Source organism: Pseudonocardia wallangbongensis (assembly GCF_054486945.1).
This window is the reverse complement of record NZ_JBRERS010000014.1, coordinates 172,293-188,891: the sequence shown is the minus strand read 5'-3', so window position 1 is coordinate 188,891 and position 16,599 is coordinate 172,293. Positions and strand designations below refer to the sequence as shown.

Below are 16,599 nucleotides of genomic sequence, written 5' to 3'. Positions count from 1 at the left end.
GTTCCCGTCGGCCCTCACCTGACGGTGAAGTACTGGTAGGTCATCTCGAGCGTCTCGACGACGATCGCGTTCTCGTTGGCGTTGAGGTCGCTCACGGACCATTTCTTCGGCACCGCGCGCGCCACGTTCCAGGTCCGCAGCGGTTCGCTCTTCTCGTTCATGAGGATCACGTTCACCGTCCTCGGCTCGAACGCCCGGTCCCGGAACGCGGCGAGGAACCATTGCACCGTCTCCGAGCCGGTGAGCATTCCCCGCTTGAGCACCAGGTCGGCGTACTTCGTCCGCATCGGGAGCTTGTGGGTGAAGCGGTTCTCCCCGCCCTCCTTGTACTCCTCGACGTCGTACTCGACGCTCAGGCCCGAGGCCGACTGGAAGCGGGCCTCGTTCGGCTCCTTGCTCGCCTCGAACTCGACCTTGTAGAAGAACCCCCAGAGCGGGTAGTAGGCCGTCATCGTCCTAGATCTTCATCAGCTTGAGGCCCTCGTGGGCGATCTCCAGACTCTCGATGGCGGCCTCGTTGGCGTCAGACTTCAGGTCGGGCGCGGTGACCTTCACCGGGAAGCAGCGCGCCGCCGTCCATGCCGCGACCGGCTCGTGCTTCTCGTTGAGCAGCCGGATAATCACGTCCCGACGCCCCTCGGCGCGCTCGTTGGCGACCAGCTCGAGCCACGCGTTGAAGTCGAAGTCGCCCTCGAACTTGCCGCGCTTCAAGGTGATGTTGTTGTTCTTCACCAGGCCGGGCATCGCGATCTTGGAGAGGTCCAGGCTGTCGCTGTGCCGGTACTCGATCTTCTCGCGCTCCATCACGAGGCCGGTGACCTCGGTGAAGCTGAGTTTCGAGCCGCCCCAGTCGACCTGGAAGTGGAAGCGGGGGATCGGGTATTCCTGCGGCATGCCAACCTCCGTCGGTGTCAGCTCTGGGGCATCAGGTGGGAGAAGCGCAGCACGATGAACTCGGCCGGGCGCACGGCGGCCATGCCGATCTCGACGATCATGCGGCCCTCCAGGATGTCGAGCGCGGTCATCGTCTTTCCGAGTCCGACGGCCACGTAGAAGGCGTGCTCGGGCTTGATGCCCTGCAGCGCCCCCGCCCGCCACTGGGTGGTGAGGAAGTTCTCGATCATTCCCTGGACCTTCACCCAGGTGTTGGCGTCGTTGGGCTCGAAGGTGAACTTCTCAGTGGCCTTCTTGACCGACTCCTCGACGAAGATGAAGAACCGGCGCACGCTGACGTAGCGCCATTCGTTGTCGTTGCCGGCGAGCGTCCGGGCACCCCATACGAGGGTTCCCTTGCCGGTGAACGGGCGGATCGCATTGACCGACTTGCCCCCCGTGGGGTCGACGTTCATCACGTCGTTCTCGGTGTTCGAGAACTCGATGGTCGGCTTGACCACTGCGTTCAGGACGACGTTCGCCGGCGCCTTCCACACGCCCCGGTCGGCGTCGACCCTGGCGTAGACGCCGGCGATCGCCGGGCTCGGCGGGAGCTTCAGCGGCCGGTCGCGGATCGCCGCCTTGGCCCGCTCGTACAGCTCGTTGTTGTGGGTGGCGCTGTTGGTGGCGTCGGCCAGGTCCGAGAGAAGCTTGCCGTCGTAGGGACCGGGTTGGCCGTCGACCGTGTGCTTGATCGTGGTCTGCGCCTCGTCGGGCACATAGTCGAGGACTGTCTCGAGGTTGGGGGCGTAGGCGGCGCCGTACTTGGGGTTGTCCAGGCCCAGGCCACGGAAGTTGTCGACGGCCGTTATCAGATTTGTCTTGGAGTCCGACAGAGACAGGCCGTCGCCGTGAATATCAATGATTACGAACCGGTCCTGGAGTTCAGCGCACTGTTTGAGCGCATTGTTCTGCAGTGTGGCGAAGTCGGGGCGGCTCAGCGCCTGCGCCTCGGGGATCACGATCAGGGTCGGCTCGTCGACCTTCTTCAGCTCCGGGAGCCCCTTGTCGAGCTCGGTCAGGACGAGGGCGTCGCCGACGGCCTTGTACGTCCCGACCGAGACGACATAGCAGGACTTGCCGCCGTTCGCGTAGAACAGCTGCAACGCGTAGAACATGATGTGCTTCGAGCGGTCCGCCTCGTCGAGGGCCGTCGTGACGGTCACGCCGACCGGCTGGCCGGGCGGCGGCGTCTTGACCTCGTCGATCGTGACCGTGATCGCGTCCTCGGGCTGGGCGCCGCCGAAGAACTGCGCGTACTCGACCAGCGACTCGATCCGCTTCGGCCGCAGGGTGAGGCTCTGGCCGTCGCTGTCGGTCGCCTTCTCGGTGTAGCCGACGAAGGCCGGGATCGCCGTGTCGACCGGGGCGATGCTCGGCGGGAACGTCGGGATCTCCTGGACGTAGACGCCAGGTGTCTTGTACGTGGTGGCCATGACCGTCCTTTCCTGGTCGGCTAGGTGTGGATCTCCGAGACGAGCCGGGCGACCTTCGCCGGTTCGGTGCCGTCGAACTCGACGGTGATCGCGGCGGTCGACGGCCTCCGCTTCGTGCCGGCCCCGACGAAGTGGGTGAGCGGCCGCGGGGCGGCCTCGGTCGACGTGACCGATCCGTCGCTGCGTTTGCGGTACCTCCAGGTGGTCCACCGGTTCTGGAAGTGGATCTCGAACACGGGTGCGGGTGTCCGCGGCGTTCCGTCGGCACGCACGAGCCCGAACGCGTCGCCACGCCGCGCGGCCAGCCGGACCACGGCGGCGACGGTGGGCGGTGCGCCCGGTGTCAAGGCGACGCCGCGGGCCGGCGCGCCGGTCGCGCCGGCCGGTGGGACGATCGGCGGCGCATCGGCCTGGTGGACGTACACCGGGTGGTCGTCCTTCGGGCCGAGCACGCGGAACGGCGGGGTCGGCGGGTCTCCCGTCGCGTCGCCGGTCGCCTGGCGGAGCTCGTCGTCGGACAGGACGATGTCCTCCACGGCCTTCGCGGTGCCGGGATACTCCCGCGACAGGAACAACCGCGACCCGCGGGCAGCACCGGTGAGGTTCGTCAGCACCGGCACATCGGCCTTGTAGCGGTGGACAGCGCGGGTCGCCGGATCGGTGACCTCGACGACGGGATGCGGGCGCAGGGTCTGCGCCGTGTAGACGGAGAAGTCGGGAGCGGTCACCGTGAGGAAGAACTCGAAGCGCGCGTCGGGCGCGACGACGGCGTCGTCGGGCACGGCCACGAGGAACCCGAGCCCGCTCGTCCGGAACACACCGCGGAGCCCGGCAATCGCGGCCGCGGTCGCCGGGCCGGGCTCGACCGCGAGGAATCGGCGGACGTCGTAGTCCCGCAGCCGCCGGGCCCGCACGGCCTGGTCGGGGATGGCGTCGAACGCGACCTCGCCGTCGTCGAGCCAGTAGTGGTGCAGCACGCGGACCTCGAACAGGCCCGCGTACCGGGTTCGGACCGACTCGACCACGTCAGTGCACCGGCTGCCGGGTGAAGCGGTTGACGACCTCGGTGATCAGCCCGCCCTCGCGCTCGACGCTCTCGAACCTCAGCTCGAGCATCCGCATCGAGTACAGGGCGAACGGGAACTGCCTGCCACCAAGCATCCCCCACATGTCGTTGACCTCCTCGAGGCTGGGCGACCACAGGTTGAAGATCAGCTTGAACTCGACGAGCCGGTCGAGGTCGTTCACCGGCGCCCCGTCGAGCAGCGACCGCGGGTCGACATTCTCGGGGGTGAACACGGTGCGGAACTGGAAGAACGTCAGCGTCCGCGAGAGCGACAGCAGCGCGTCCTGGTACTTCGTGTGGGTCGCAGCGACCAGCACCGCGAGGTTCAGGAAGGTGGGCGGGTTCTGGTAGCGCACCCGGTGCGTGACGTCGTCGCGCACGTAGGCGGGCACGTTCTTGAGCGTGTGCTCCTCCTGGACGTTCACGACCGAGAGGAGCATCTTCTCCCGCGTCGCGCCGTTCGCGGGCTGGCCGGAACCGACGTCCCCGACGTTCCCCAGCTCGGCGTGCGGCGCGTTCCCGCCGAACGTCGCCAGATGCCGGTCGAGCTCGTTCCGGACGATCGTGAGCGCATGGGCGATCATTGCCGTGGCCGTCAGGGGTTTGGTGGGGGCGGTGGGGGTGGGTTGATCGCCGTGCGACCGACGAAGATCGACACGGCCGCCTCGGCGGCGCCGGCGTTCTTGAGCGTCAGCTTCGACGGGTTGCCCGTGAGGCCGACGGCTCCCCCGAACAGGAACTGGGGGTAGTCCAGCACGACCGTGACACTGCCGACGTCGTAGGTGAGCTCCTTGGCCGGTTTCGCGGGCGCGATGACCAGGCACGTCATGCGCCCGACGTCGGTCGGGCCGAGGTCCACCGTGGTCGCGCTGTTGGCGGGCACCACGACGCTGATCTTGTCGTAGGCGTCGACCACGAGGTCCCCACCCTGTGCGAGCCGGGGGCCGCCCGCCGCGGTGACGGTGACGTTCCAGGTCAGCTTCTCAGTCATGGGGCTTCCTACTCCGGGGGCGCCGGTCGGCGGGTGCGGCAGGTGTCGTGGACGGCCCTGACGGTCGGGACGAAGTGCAGCACCGGGTCGCCCACGGCGGCATCGGGGAGATCCCTCGGCCCGCGGTCGGTAACGGTCAGCGATCGGCCTGGACGTGGTCGGCGAAGACCCGGGCCAGATCGGCGCGCGAGCGCAGACCGAGCTTCCGGTAAACCCGCGACAGGTGCGCCTCAACGGTCTTGCGGGAGAGGAACAGCGCGGCGGCGGCCTCGACGTTGTTGAGCCCCTCGGCGACGAGGCGGGCGGTCTGGAACTCCTGCGGGGTCAGCGAATCGATGGACGCGCCGGGGCCGGCCGCCGGGACGTGGCTGATCCCCGACGCCTCCAGCTCGACGCCCGCGCGCGCCGACCACGGCTGGGCGCCGAGCTGGTCGAAGATCCGCAGGGCCTCGCGGAGGGGCCAGCGGGCGGCGGAGCGCCGCCGGAGCCTGCGCAGGCTCTCGCCCTCGCAGAGCAGGGTGCGGGCGCGTTCGAAGGGGACGGGCACGCGGTCGTGTGCGGCGTGCGCCCGGGCGAAGTGTGCGCGTGCCGTGGTGAGGTCGGTGGCGAGGAGGCCGCGGTAGCGCTCGACGACCGCCAGCGCGAAGGCGAGCCCGGTCGCCGCCGCCTCGTCGGTGGCCCAGCGCAAGGCCGCGTGCGCCGTGTCGTGGTCGCCCGCCCTGATGTGGGCCTCTATCAGGTCGCCGGCGAACGGCACGGCTGTGGGGCAGGCGAGGCCGCTTGCCCGTGCCGCCGTCCAGGCCCGGTCGAGGTGGTCGACGGCCTCGTCGGTGGAACCCGACCCGAGCGCGTCGAGCCCGAGGACGGCGGGAACGTAGACCTCCATGCTGCCGAGCTCGTACGCGTCGGCGGCTTGGCGTGCGCGGTCCATCCGCAGCCGGCACCGCGCCGAGTCGCCGCGCGCGGCGTCGATGCGACCCAGGTTCACCTCCGCCACACCGACGATCCCGAGCTGTTCGAGCTCCTCGGCCCAGCGCAGGGCCTCCGCCCCGTCGGCGTAGCCCTGCGTCCACGTCCCCGTCCACCACCCGAGCTGGGCACAAGTCGTCAGGGTGGCGGCCAGCGTCATCGGTGCCCCTGCTCGCCGTGCGACGTCCACGACGTGCCGTAAGACGGCGCCGGCGCGGTCGAACTGCTCGATCAGGATGTGCGCCGTCCCGGCGAAGAAGAGGAAGTGCAGGTCCCACAGCAGTGGGGTGGCGACGTCGATGACGTCCGCGATTGCTCGGGACTCGGGTATCCGGCCACCGACGGCGAAGGCGGCCGCCGCGCTCGCGGCGACAGGTAACGGGGGGCGGTCCGCGCCGTTTAGGGCTAGGCAACGGTCGGCGATGTCCTGCATTTCGGCGACGCGCCCGGACATCCCGCAGGGGAAGACGGCCTCGGCGTAGAGGTGAGCGGCTGCGGCCGAGTCGGTTGCAGCGATGGCCTCTGCCGCCCGCGTGAGGACGTCCACCGCTCGCCGGGTCCGGCCCGCGAGGACGTGTGCCCGCGCCCGGACGATCTCGACGTCGGCGGTGAATCGGGGATCGTTGTCGATCTGGGCCGCGTCCTCGCACCTGGATATGGCCGAACGGGAGTCTCCGCCCAGGAGTGCCTCCGTCGCGGCCGACAGGAATCGCTGGGCTCGGGTGCGGCCGGTGAAGGTGAAGTCGGCAGCGCGTCCCCAGGTCTGGGCGGAGGTCCGGTGATCGCCCCGGTCTCGGGCCTCGGCCGCGGCGGCGGCCAGCAGTGCGGCCACGTCGTCGTCCGGGGCGGCGGTGCAGGCGGCCAGATACCACGCCCGGAGGTGGCCGTGTGCACGGCCTGCGAGGGCCCGGTAGACCCGGAGCTGTTCGACGACCGGAGTGTGAGCGATGACGACATCGCGGACCAGGGGATGCCGCAGCTCGATCCGTTCCGGTCGGACGGCCAGCAACGTAGCCCGCTCTGCCGGTGCGAGGTCGGCGAGGGTGAGCCCGAGGTCGTCGAGCACCGGCTCGAGATCGACCGGATCGGCCGAACGGCTCGCCGCGACGGTGAAGAGCGCTACTGCGGTCTGCGCGGCGAAGCCGCTGACGACCGACGACCAGGCCCTGCGCAGCGAGGGTCCGATCTCGGGATCTCGAAAACTCCGCTCCGACAGGGAACTGGGCGGGGCGGCGGTGAGTGTTTCGACGATGGCCAGCGGATTGCCAGCCGTCCGGTCGACGAGCTGATCGAGTACCGCATCGGTGATGGTGACGTCCAGGGCGGTGGCCAGTTCCCGGGCCTCCGGGACGGACAGCCCCGGAAGGTGGAGCGTGGCTAGCTCGAGCGGGATCGGGGACGGGTCGCTGTCGGTCCGCATCGTGAGGATGATCGTCATTCGCTCGGTGGCGACCCTGCGCGCGATGAAGAGGAGCAGCTGCTGGGACTGGGGGTCGAGCCACTGGAAGTCGTCCACGAGGATCAGCAGCGGTGTCTCTTCCCCGGCGGCGGCCAGCGCGCCCAGCGCCGCGGCACAGACCGCCAGCGGACTCGTCACGGTGCCCGATCGCAGCGCGAGGCTGATCTCCAGCGCCTCTCGCTGCACGTCGGGCAGGCCCGCGAAGTGATCGCGGATCGGCAGAAGCAGGTCTGCTGCCCCCGCGAACGCCAAAAGCGTCTCGGACTCGGCCCCCGACGCTCGCAGCACCCGCATCTCAGCTGCGTTCGCTGCGGCACGGTCGAGCAGCGTCGACTTGCCGATACCCGCCTCGCCGATGACGGCGACGGCGCTGCCTCCCGTTCGGGCGGCGGCGACCAGCCCATCGAGCAGGCTGCACTCGCGGTGCCTGCCGACGAAGGAGGTCGGGTGCGCGGTCGTTGCGCTGCGCATGCTCCCGTGCTCCCTCCGCACCGCCACGACTGATGGTCGCCGGGTTATTGCTCTGCGTTAACTGAGTCTCCGGTTACGCGCCGTGATACACCGGGCCGGACGTGGGGAGATGCCGGATGCGGCAAGGGAGATGGCAGCAAACGGTGTAGTGGTGCCAGACGGGCGAGCGCGGTGCGATGCCATCACGGTGAAGGCGGCCGTGACCGGCCGTGACGCCGGCCTCGCCGCTGCGGCGCTTCGGGCGACGGAAAGGCCACCCTGGGCCGCCCGGATCTTCTTCGGTGAGCTCGACCAACCCCGTCGCCGCCATCCGTTGCTCGACACCGGCGTGTCATTGCGCGTCCGCGCCGGGCCCGGTCGTCGCGACACCGCGGTCGTCCTGCGCCCGCTGCGCCGGCAGGGATTGCCCGACCGGTGGTTCGCGATGACCGCTTCCGCCAGCCACTCCATGACCGTCACCGTCGACTGGACGGTGCAGGCTGACGTCCTACCGGTGGACCACGTCGACGTCCTGACCTTGACGCACGACCTCGACCGGCTCGGGTCCGACCCCGGCGACGTCATGTGGTCGGTGCTGCAGCGCAACCTCGTCATGGACTACTGCCCAATGCCAGTGCCGTTCGACCGGCTCGTGCTGCGCGGCCCGGTCATGGCCACCGGATGGACGTCCGTGCTCGACGGCCTCCCCGTGGCCGTCCAGCGGTGGACATGGCCCGGCCACGAGACCCTGGAGATCGCGATCCGCACCGAGCCCCGCGACGCCCTGCTGATAGCGCACCTGTTGCGTGCGGCGCTCCGTGTCCCCGGCCGGCGCGCGGACATGCTGCCGTGCAGCACGACAAAGCTCGTGCTCGACAGCCTGTAGCAGACGCAGCGCGCCGTCTCCTCGGTGTGTCCGTGGTCAACGGCTACCTGACCGAGCGCGAGCCGACCCAATCTGATCGTCCGGTCGACGTACTCGAGCTTCTTGCTCGCAGTCGACAGCTCACATTCGCTACATCGCCTGGTAGGCGTCGATCCAGGCCCGGCGCTCGGGCGCCTCGAGCTCCAGCAGTCTGCGACCTTCGTTCAGCTCGTCGCGGCTGTTGCGCTCGAAGGCCCGCACGAACGCCTCGTAGGCCTCCACACCGTGCTCGAAGGAGCTGACGATCATGGCGTGCACCGATGTGATGGGTTCGCCGGGCGGCACGTAGGCCCGCGCGCCCACCAGCAACCGCCGCATAGGTTCGAGGATCTCCGTCCGCAGCCGCTGCGCCTTCGTTGCGAGGGTCAGCGTCCGGTCGTCGTCGATCTCCCCGGCGAGGGTGTTGAGGTCGATCCGCGGGACGAACAGCGCGGGCGCGAGCCGTTCCTTGTAGTCCTCGATGTCTTCCGGGAACGCGCGTTCAGCGGGCGGGGCTATGGCGGTGGGGGAGGGCTGGTCCGCGGAGGCGGCGACCGCGGGACCTCCGATCTGCCCCGGGCCGGCCTGCCCTGATGGCGTGATCGCCGGTGCGCACGCCGCGACGCCGCCGATGGCCGTCACCGTGGCGAGCACGGCTCCGATCGCGATCGTCGCAGTCCGCATCGATCGCGTGGCGACCGGGCGGGGCACGAGTGAGAGCCAGGCCGTGGCGAGCACGACGACCAGCGCCACCGCGATGTCCCGGGTCAGGATCCCGAACACGAAGCCCGGCAGCAGGGCGCCGCCGCGTACGGTGTTGAGCGCGATGTAGCCCATGCCCGTTACCAGCGCTGCGACGGGTACGGCCGCCAGCCCTACGCCGAGCCCGTGCTCGCCGTGCAGCAGGCCAAGCGACCACGCGGCAGCGGCGCCCACCCCCGCGGCGACAAGTGTCACCGCGAAGAGCCATTGCTCGAGCGCCGCCGGATCGGCCGGCAGCCCCAGCGCGCGGAACCCGACGGTCACGACGACGCCGACCAGCCCGCATACCGCGCCGACCGCGAGCACGACACCAGTCTTCGGGGGTAGCGGGGGTCTGGTCAGCCGGGCCCCGGGCGGGATCAGCCAGGCGGGTGCCACGAACCCGCGGCGGCCTGCGGCCACTCCCCAGAGGGCCGCGCCACCGATCAGTACGCCGGCCGCCGTGACGGTCGGGGTCGCCAGCGCGTACTGGACCACGAGCACCCCGAGCGCGCGTCCACCGAGGTCGAGCGCGGTCTGCAGGAGTCGCGCTGCCCACGTCGCGAGGCCGAGCACGAGCGCTGCGAGGGTCATCGCGACCAGCCAGAACGCCCGTGGTCCGAAACGGGCAGCGGAGTCTGCCCCGATGCTGCCGAGCGCCGCGACGAGCGCCGTGGCGCTCGCGAGGAGGACGGCCAGCACGAGGACCGTCCACGGGTCGCGGTACCCGGCGACTCCGTCCAGACCGATACTCGCGAACGACACGACCTGGCCCATGATTGCGCCGAGGAGCACACCCGCGCCGAGCGGTCCGGTGTGCAGCGCCGTGCCGGCGGCCCGCGCGACGAGCGCCTGCCGCCAGACGGCGATCCCGATCGTCCCGCCCAGAAGCACCCCGATCAGTGCCGCGCTGATCACCGGAACCCATGCAGTCAGGTCGACGTCGCCGAGCACGATCGTGACCAGAAGACCGTTGACGACCGGCAGGAGGAGTGCCGCCAGGAACGCGGTGACCACGCCGTCGGCGAACGACGTATCCACCGCCTTCTCAGGCCGGTCCAGGACCGCGATGCGGAGCACAGGATCGGGATGGTGCCCCGCGAGCCGCTGCAGCACACCCCTGTGCCTACTCGGGACCCGGCTCAGCACCCCGAGGAGCGCGCCGGTGCCGCCCGCCCACGCCGCGGCCAGGTCGGCGTCGTGTTCGCGAGCCCGCAGCAGTCTCCGCTGGACCAGGACAACGACGGCGCCGACGACCACCGCCTGCCACAGGTAGCTCGGCAACGCATCGACCTCGCCCACCACGGCCGCGGCGACGATGGGCAGCAACAGCGCTGGCGCGAGGGCGTACCACGCCCCGCGGGCGAGCCAGGACAGGACGACGTCGCCGTGGGCGATATGCGCCAGCTCATGCCGGATCACCGACTCGACGTCGGGCTCCTCGCCGCGACTCAGCAGCTTGGTAGGGACCACGATCCGGTACCGGCCGGGGCGGCCGAAGCAGAACGGCTCGCGCAGCGTCGACGGACCGCGCAGGAACTCCGGCGCGCGGCGGAGCCGAGCCTGCCACGCGAACGCTGTCATCCGGGTCAATGCGTCGGCGTGGCGGTCGGCGAGCGGCCGCAGCTTTCGGCGTCGGATCAGCAGCGGCGGCGTGGCGATGACGACGGCTACGGCACCGATCGCGACCAGGACGGCCGCGCCGAGTGCGTAGCTCACGCGCACCGCCTCGGCCGGCTGGACGCAGGCCAGCAGCACGGCCCACTGCTGCTCGGGTCCGCCCTGCTGGGCCGTGCTCGCCGCGGCGCAGCGCGCGTACGCGGCGTCCCAGGCGGCCCCGGCGACCGAGTTGTGCACCGCCGTGCCGACAAACAGGCCCGTAGCGAGGATGCTCACCACAAGCAGCACGAACTGCGTGGTTGTTGACCGGGGCAGGCCCGTCACCCGCAACGGCACGCGCTCGGGCCGGGTCGGCGCGTCGGCCGTCACCGGGGTGCGCCAACCGCGAGACAGCCCACAATCGCGTCGGCGAGGAGCGCAGACTGCTGTTCGGAAAGGCCCAGCGTCATCGCCTGGGAGCGGGCGTTGTCGCGGATCGTCCGCGCCTGCTGCGGGCTTAGCATCAACGCGGCAGGCGGTTGCTGCGGCCTGCGCAGCAGCCGCCGGGCCGCCTCGTTGACGTGCGGCTTCGCCGCGTCCTTCATAAGATCCTTGGCGATGTCGCCGAGGAACCCCACGACCGGTGTGGCGATGGCGAGCACTATCGGGGCGAGCATGGCCAGCTCGAGGCCGAAGCCCAGCGGCTCGTCCGACTCGCGTGCCGCGAGCACTGCCTGCGGGTCTGCGAAGTACTCCTCGGCGACGTCGGGGAGTTCGGGCACCTCGTCTGGGGCGGTGCGCTGGAGGACCAGCTCGGCGAGCTCGAGGACCACCTGCCGCCTTCCAACGTCTTGGGTCACAGCGGCAGCGTCCGAGGTCACCGGGCGGTATCGCTAGAGGGAGATCCCTCAGTTGTGCCGGTCTCGATTGATGGGATGGCGCGTCGTTGTCGGAGCTGTTCCGGAGCGGCCGCCTACGCCTGGGGTCCTTGCATGAGCCCGGCGATGTCACCGGGCGGCGCGGCCGAGAAGCCCAGCCACAGCCGGTCGTCGAGGCCGACGCCGCGGGCGTAGGCCAGCGCGGCCAGCAGTCCCCGGGTCCGCGCCTTGTCCGGCTCAGGCAACGCCTCCAGGTACTTGCCCAGGGCCTCGCCCACCTCGGACGGGACGTCCCGGTCATGGAATCCTGGGTTCGTGGGGTCCAGCGGCGCCGCGGCTTCGGAGAGCGGGACCGCGGCCATCGCGGCGAAGGTAGTTCCGGTCGGCGCGACGCGCGATCACCTGGGCCAGTCGACCGCAGATCTCAGGATGGGCCCGATAGCGGGCCCACGCCCGGCCGGGTGGTCCCGGCGGTCCAGTCCGGCTTGGGCCAGCACGGCGGACGAGAACTCCGCCAGCCCGGCCGGGTCGAAGTAGCGAAGTCGATGAGGTTCGGCTGGCGGCGGCAGTGACACCGAGCTCGTGCAGCAAACCGCCCGGGAGGTAGCGCTCCCGCGCGCTGGCGGCCAGCGCTCGGCTGGCTACCGCGACCCGAGTCTGCGGTGGCGGCCTCGTCCACCGCGTCGACAGCGATTCGGAAGGGCTGGCTCGGGCGGGCTTCGACGAGGGCATCGAGCAGCGCAGCCCGGGATGCGACCTGGTCGGCCTCGGCGAGGTCGGCCACCGCATCAAGCAGGTCGGCGTGGGTGGCGCCGCGACCGTGCAACGCCAGCCCGAGTCTGATCCCGTCGGCTTCGAGCTCCAGCACCGCTCTGGCGAGCACGCTTGACTTGCCGGCTCCAGGCGGGCCGGTGATGACCAGCGGAAGCTCCGGCGACTCGGTGGCGGCCAGCCACGTCGCGGATCTCGGTGAGCGCGTTGTCGCGGCCGCGGAACAGGTGCCCGCCGCGGGTGCGGCTGCGCTGCCCGTGGGCGCGGCGGGTGAAGTGCCTTCGCCCCTCTAAGCCGGCTAGGAGCCAGCGGCGCGGCAGTTCCGGCCACACCGGCGATGAGTGTGACCGGCAGGAACCGGTCGAACCGGCCCTCCTTGGATCCCTGGATCAGGATTTCCATCAGGTCGGCGGTCTCCAGGTCGAGCACCGCGCCGCCGCTGTGCCCAGGGAAGGTGCCTGCCTCGCCGGCCCAGTCCAGCTGCACTACACCGCCGGTGGTCGGCCCGACCACCGTGAATTCCCGCCACACCCCGGTGAGCGGGCCCTCCGCCAACGGATACCCGAACACCGCGACGCGCTCCCGGTGGGTTCAGCCCTCCTGAACAGGATGGGTGGCAAACCCCCGCACAGACGGCATAGACGGTCGTGCTTGCGTCGGGTTCGGGTGAAGCACGGGAAATCCAGTGACGTTCCGTCGCTCCACGAAGTAACAGTTGTTGCGGACTGGTCGGCCGGCTGCGGGATCCTGGCGATGAGCCACACACCGGCACTCGCACCCGGATCGAGGCGGTGCGGGGGTTTCGAGGCGGTGCCGGGGGGCCGAGCAGCGCGACTGGCTCAGCGGTATCAGGCCCAACCGCCGCCGCCTCAGATGAGGAACCCCGTCCGCTGCGGAGGGAACTGCCATGGGCCGCTCGGAGCCCGCCCCGATCCTCGCCACGACGAAGGTGTCAACCCGGCCGCCCATACAGGTCATCGGCCACGGCGCCCGCCAACTCACCATCGCCGCCCAGCAGGTCCGGGCGCTGACGCTGGTCTGGGAGCTGAACGCCAGCACGCCGCTGGCCGAGAAGACAGTGGTGATCGTCGGCGGCGGCATTGCCGGAGTGACGGCCGCGGCCGCGGCTCGGCTGCACGGTGCAACGGTGGTCATCCTCGAGGAAGGGCCCGCACTGCTGCATCTGCAGCGGGGCTGCACCAATCGCTACCTGCACCCACACATCTACGACTGGCCCATCGACAGCAGGGCCCGGCAGGCTAGCGCCGGCCTGCCGATCCTCAATTGGTCGGTGGACACCGCTGACGGTGTCGCCGATAAGATCCTGGCCGACTACCTGCGGATCGACCGGCACAGCCCTGGCCCGCCCACGATCGTGCGCCTCCACGTCCGGAACGTGGACCTTGAGTTGCCGGTCAGGTGGACCGTGGTCGGCAGCGACGGCAGCCCACCGGCGCCACCGGTTTGGCGGACGGTCGCCAGCGGCGACGGTACGCAGCCTGAGCGCCTTGATCCTCCTGCCGATGTCGTCATCCTCGCGGTGGGGTTCGGCATCGAGCGCTCGGCGGGACGCCTACCGGTGCAGTCCTACTGGCGGGTCGACCCCGTCGCGCAGTCCCCGGTCGAGGCGGGCGCAGACCCACGGAAGGCGCTGGTGGTCGGCACCGGCGATGGCGGCATCATAGACATGCTCCGGGCCCGGTTGGAGGCGCTGGACCACGGATCGTTCCTCGATGAGTGCACGCTGCGGCTGCAGGACGAGGACCTCAGGAACCAAATGATTGCCTTGGAAGACCACGCCGCCAAGGAGGCCGCCAGGGGAGTCGCCGGGGACCGCAGCGCGTATGACGCCGGCTGCCGATTCCAGGCTGCCGCATACGAGCAGATGTACAAGACGTCCGGATCCGTCGGCGACGCCCTGGACGATGCGGCCGAACTGCTCCACGATTTGAAGCGGGAGAACGTGGCGGTCACCTGGGCAGGCAGAGTGCCGGAGCCGGCCGATGTCGGGGCCCAGCCGCTCAACCGGCTGCTGGGGTGGCTCATGTGTCGGGAGGGCCTCGTCGACTACATCCCCGGGATGGAAGTCGTCGACGCCGTATTGCTGGCCCCGCACCGGCCCGACGGCCTGCGCTACCGGGTCCGCTGGAAGTCCGGCGGAGTCGCCGAAGCGCACGACCTGGTGCTCCGCATCGGCCGGAAGCAGACGGCCATCCAGCGCTCGTTCCCGCAGGTCTACACCGCTCTCCAGAACCTTCCGGCAGCACCGGTCGAACCGCAGCTCAAGCTCGCCCCAGAGATCAACAGGGCCTACCGGGAGTTGCGCGACGTGCGATGCCCCGTACCGAAGCGCGCCGCCGTCGAAGAGGCGATGAAGTTGCGAGCCAAAGTGGAAAGCCGATGGGACGGGGACGCAGACGACTCACGCCCCATCTACCGCATCGCGATCTGGGCGGACTGCTCCAACCTGATCACTACACCCTGGCTGGACTACGAACTCCACCCAGAGTACGGAGCAGTGCACCGGCGGGCCCGGCGGAACCTTCGAGTCACCGACTCGGCGGCTCACCCACTCGCCGACCCGCCGGCTTCCCAGCCCGCCAAGTACCTGCACTGGGTGAACACGCGCGACGACTACTGGGTCCGTGCCCGCGGCACCGACGGCATCGAGATCGGCAACTGGCTGTCGAACATGCTGCAGCCAGCCGACGGCAGCCCGGCCGAGCTTGACAAGTTCGCGAAGTGCCGCGCCAATCTGCGCAGATGCAGCGTTCATGCGAAGCGTCGCGCCTACTGGCGCCATCCGTGGAGCCGATACGAGGACGAACCCCCGCCGCCCGGCGTGCGGCGCCGTTGGTGGCTACAGCTGCGGCGGGCACGAGCTCGCCGTGACCGTGCACGTCTGGACGGCAAGTCTGCTCGCGGGTAGCTCCGCCGTGGCTGGCTGTAGCACTCTGAACTGGTTCTGGTTTACGCAGCCGTCCGCCGAGGTCACGTCCCGGCGCCAGGGCTCGACTGAGGGGCCAGTCTGGAGTGGGGCCCCGTAGGCGCCACTCGTCGGGGCAGGGCGCCTACGGCCGGTGGACTTTGCCGCTGGTGAAGATGCACCGCGACGTGAGGTTGGCCGGTCGCGTCGGCTCGTGGCTGGCTGCCCGGTTGGGTCTGATCAGCGGCCGCAACGCGCTGCTGTTGGTGCGTGGCCTGCCCGATCCCGAGGTCGGCGCCGTACCGTGCGCCGCAACCGCCACTACGGAACGGTCCTGATCGACATGGACACCCAGGGCCGACCGATCTCCTGCCGGGTCGGGAGGCCGCGACCTGCGCTGACTGGCTGCATGCGCTCCCCGGGCCTGGTCAGCCTGCCGGTGCGGCGGTCTTGCTCGCGGCTTCTTTGATGACGATCGCGCGTAGGCGGTCGGCTCTGGTGGAGCCGAGTGCCCACTGTTCGATCGTCTGTCTGCGTCCGGGCACGTGCCCGGTGGTGCGTTCCCGTTCGCGTAGCCAGGCGAGGATGTGGTCGTCGGGCACGCCTCCGGTTGGGGCCTGGTCGTTGTGCCTGTGTTCGGGCACGGTCGACTGCCCGGCCGGGCTCGAGGCATCTCGCTGGAATTGGCCGGGCGCAGCGTGTTCGAGCCCGGACGGGTGCCCGTTGCTGCTCGCCGGCCCGGCGGCGGGCCCGCGCCCGGTCTTGGTGGTGGGCTTGGCGGGCACGTCGTCGGGCGGGTGCCGGTGCTCGCCGTCCGTATTGTGGCGGGCCTCGCGCGTTCGCGGTGCCCGGGCTTGGCGCGCGGGCTCGGCGGGCCCCTGCCCGGGAGCCGGGTGGGCGTCGTCGGGCACATGTTCGGTCCGCCCGCCGCGCCGAGCGTCGGTGGCGGTCGGAGGCTGTTGGGTCGGGTAGGCGACGAGCGCGACCAGTTCCAGTGTGATCGCTAGGCAGACTGGTGGCCACAGTGCGACGATGATGCCGATTGGTGTTGGGTGGGCGGCGGCGAGGTTGGCGGCGATGGTGGCGGTCATGCCGGCCCAGAATGCGGTCCAGGGTCCGGCTTTGACGGGTTCGCTGCGGTGGCGGCGGACCCAGATGACGACGAGCGCGGCGAGGAGCATGCCGTCGGTGGTGAGGGCGAGCCAGGGTGCCATGATCGGGTCGCCGTGCTGGGCGATGACGTCGCGGGCGTGGCGGTAGCTGGCGACGGCGGCGGGTCCGCCGACTGCGGACAATGTGACGACGGCGAGGATGCTGGGCCAGGTTCGTGCCCACCGCCGGCGCATCGTCGTCGTCTGGCCATGCGTCGCGTAATACGTGTCGCTAACCGGCGCGGCGGCGAAGTCCGGAGGCGGGCTGATGCAATGGTTTGGCTTGCAGCGCGTATCGACGAGCATGGGTGGGTCGGATCTGCCG

14 protein-coding genes are annotated in these 16,599 nt (G+C 70.4%); 3 read left to right on the top strand and 11 right to left on the bottom strand.

Annotated elements, in window-relative coordinates; genetic code table 11:
* Window positions 1–14: 14 nt before the first annotated feature.
* From ACU436_RS35895 to ACU436_RS35865, 7 genes are all read right to left on the bottom strand, one after another.
* Window positions 15–452, bottom strand: a complete 438-nt coding sequence (locus ACU436_RS35895) for a phage tail protein (RefSeq protein ID WP_459031535.1) — start codon at window positions 450–452, stop codon at window positions 15–17.
* 4 nt (window positions 453–456) lie between these two features.
* Window positions 457–894: a phage tail protein gene (locus ACU436_RS35890; protein WP_459031534.1), complete on the bottom strand. Its 438-nt coding sequence runs from the start codon at window positions 892–894 to the stop codon at window positions 457–459.
* Window positions 895–911: 17 nt separating this feature from the next.
* Entirely contained in the window at window positions 912–2,369 is a 1,458-nt protein-coding gene (locus tag ACU436_RS35885; protein WP_459031533.1) for a phage tail sheath family protein, read from the bottom strand.
* A gap of 20 nt (window positions 2,370–2,389) precedes the next feature.
* Window positions 2,390–3,394 carry a hypothetical protein gene (locus ACU436_RS35880; RefSeq protein WP_459031532.1) on the bottom strand — a complete coding sequence of 335 codons (1,005 nt, stop codon included), beginning with the start codon at window positions 3,392–3,394 and terminating at the stop codon, window positions 2,390–2,392.
* Between the two features lies 1 nt (window position 3,395).
* Window positions 3,396–4,019: a DUF4255 domain-containing protein gene (locus ACU436_RS35875; protein WP_459031531.1), complete on the bottom strand. Its 624-nt coding sequence runs from the start codon at window positions 4,017–4,019 to the stop codon at window positions 3,396–3,398.
* 11 nt (window positions 4,020–4,030) lie between these two features.
* Window positions 4,031–4,426, bottom strand: coding sequence for a hypothetical protein (locus ACU436_RS35870; RefSeq protein WP_459031530.1), 396 nt, complete (start codon window positions 4,424–4,426; stop codon window positions 4,031–4,033).
* Between the two features lie 136 nt (window positions 4,427–4,562).
* Window positions 4,563–7,325: a helix-turn-helix transcriptional regulator gene (locus ACU436_RS35865; protein WP_459031528.1), complete on the bottom strand. Its 2,763-nt coding sequence runs from the start codon at window positions 7,323–7,325 to the stop codon at window positions 4,563–4,565.
* A 199-nt stretch (window positions 7,326–7,524) separates the two neighbouring features.
* Here ACU436_RS35865 and ACU436_RS35860 point away from each other — a divergent pair, with 199 nt between their 5' ends.
* On the top strand, window positions 7,525–8,190 hold the full coding sequence (locus ACU436_RS35860; protein ID WP_459031527.1) for a hypothetical protein: 666 nt from the start codon (window positions 7,525–7,527) through the stop codon (window positions 8,188–8,190).
* Between the two features lie 129 nt (window positions 8,191–8,319).
* Here ACU436_RS35860 and ACU436_RS35855 read toward each other — a convergent pair whose 3' ends face one another.
* From ACU436_RS35855 to ACU436_RS35845, 3 genes are all read right to left on the bottom strand, one after another.
* Window positions 8,320–10,938: a M48 family metalloprotease gene (locus ACU436_RS35855; protein WP_459031526.1), complete on the bottom strand. Its 2,619-nt coding sequence runs from the start codon at window positions 10,936–10,938 to the stop codon at window positions 8,320–8,322.
* Window positions 10,935–11,381 carry a hypothetical protein gene (locus ACU436_RS35850; protein ID WP_459031525.1) on the bottom strand — a complete coding sequence of 149 codons (447 nt, stop codon included), beginning with the start codon at window positions 11,379–11,381 and terminating at the stop codon, window positions 10,935–10,937. Before ACU436_RS35850 ends, ACU436_RS35855 begins: the two co-directional genes overlap by 4 nt.
* A gap of 140 nt (window positions 11,382–11,521) precedes the next feature.
* The gene (locus ACU436_RS35845; protein WP_459031524.1) at window positions 11,522–11,788 is read right to left on the bottom strand and encodes a hypothetical protein; all 267 of its coding nucleotides are present in this window, start codon (window positions 11,786–11,788) and stop codon (window positions 11,522–11,524) included.
* Between the two features lie 1,316 nt (window positions 11,789–13,104).
* Between ACU436_RS35845 and ACU436_RS35840 the strand changes: the two genes are divergently transcribed.
* Together ACU436_RS35840 and ACU436_RS35835 are read left to right on the top strand one after the other, a co-directional pair.
* Complete coding sequence (locus tag ACU436_RS35840) at window positions 13,105–15,126, top strand: FAD-binding protein (RefSeq protein WP_459031523.1); 2,022 nt, start codon at window positions 13,105–13,107, stop codon at window positions 15,124–15,126.
* Between the two features lie 167 nt (window positions 15,127–15,293).
* Window positions 15,294–15,461, top strand: coding sequence for an SH3 domain-containing protein (locus tag ACU436_RS35835; RefSeq protein WP_459031522.1), 168 nt, complete (start codon window positions 15,294–15,296; stop codon window positions 15,459–15,461).
* A gap of 90 nt (window positions 15,462–15,551) precedes the next feature.
* On the opposite strand, the gene ACU436_RS35830 is transcribed toward ACU436_RS35835, so the two are convergent.
* The gene (locus tag ACU436_RS35830; protein ID WP_459031521.1) at window positions 15,552–16,580 is read right to left on the bottom strand and encodes a DUF2637 domain-containing protein; all 1,029 of its coding nucleotides are present in this window, start codon (window positions 16,578–16,580) and stop codon (window positions 15,552–15,554) included.
* Between the last annotated feature and the right edge of the window lie 19 nt (window positions 16,581–16,599).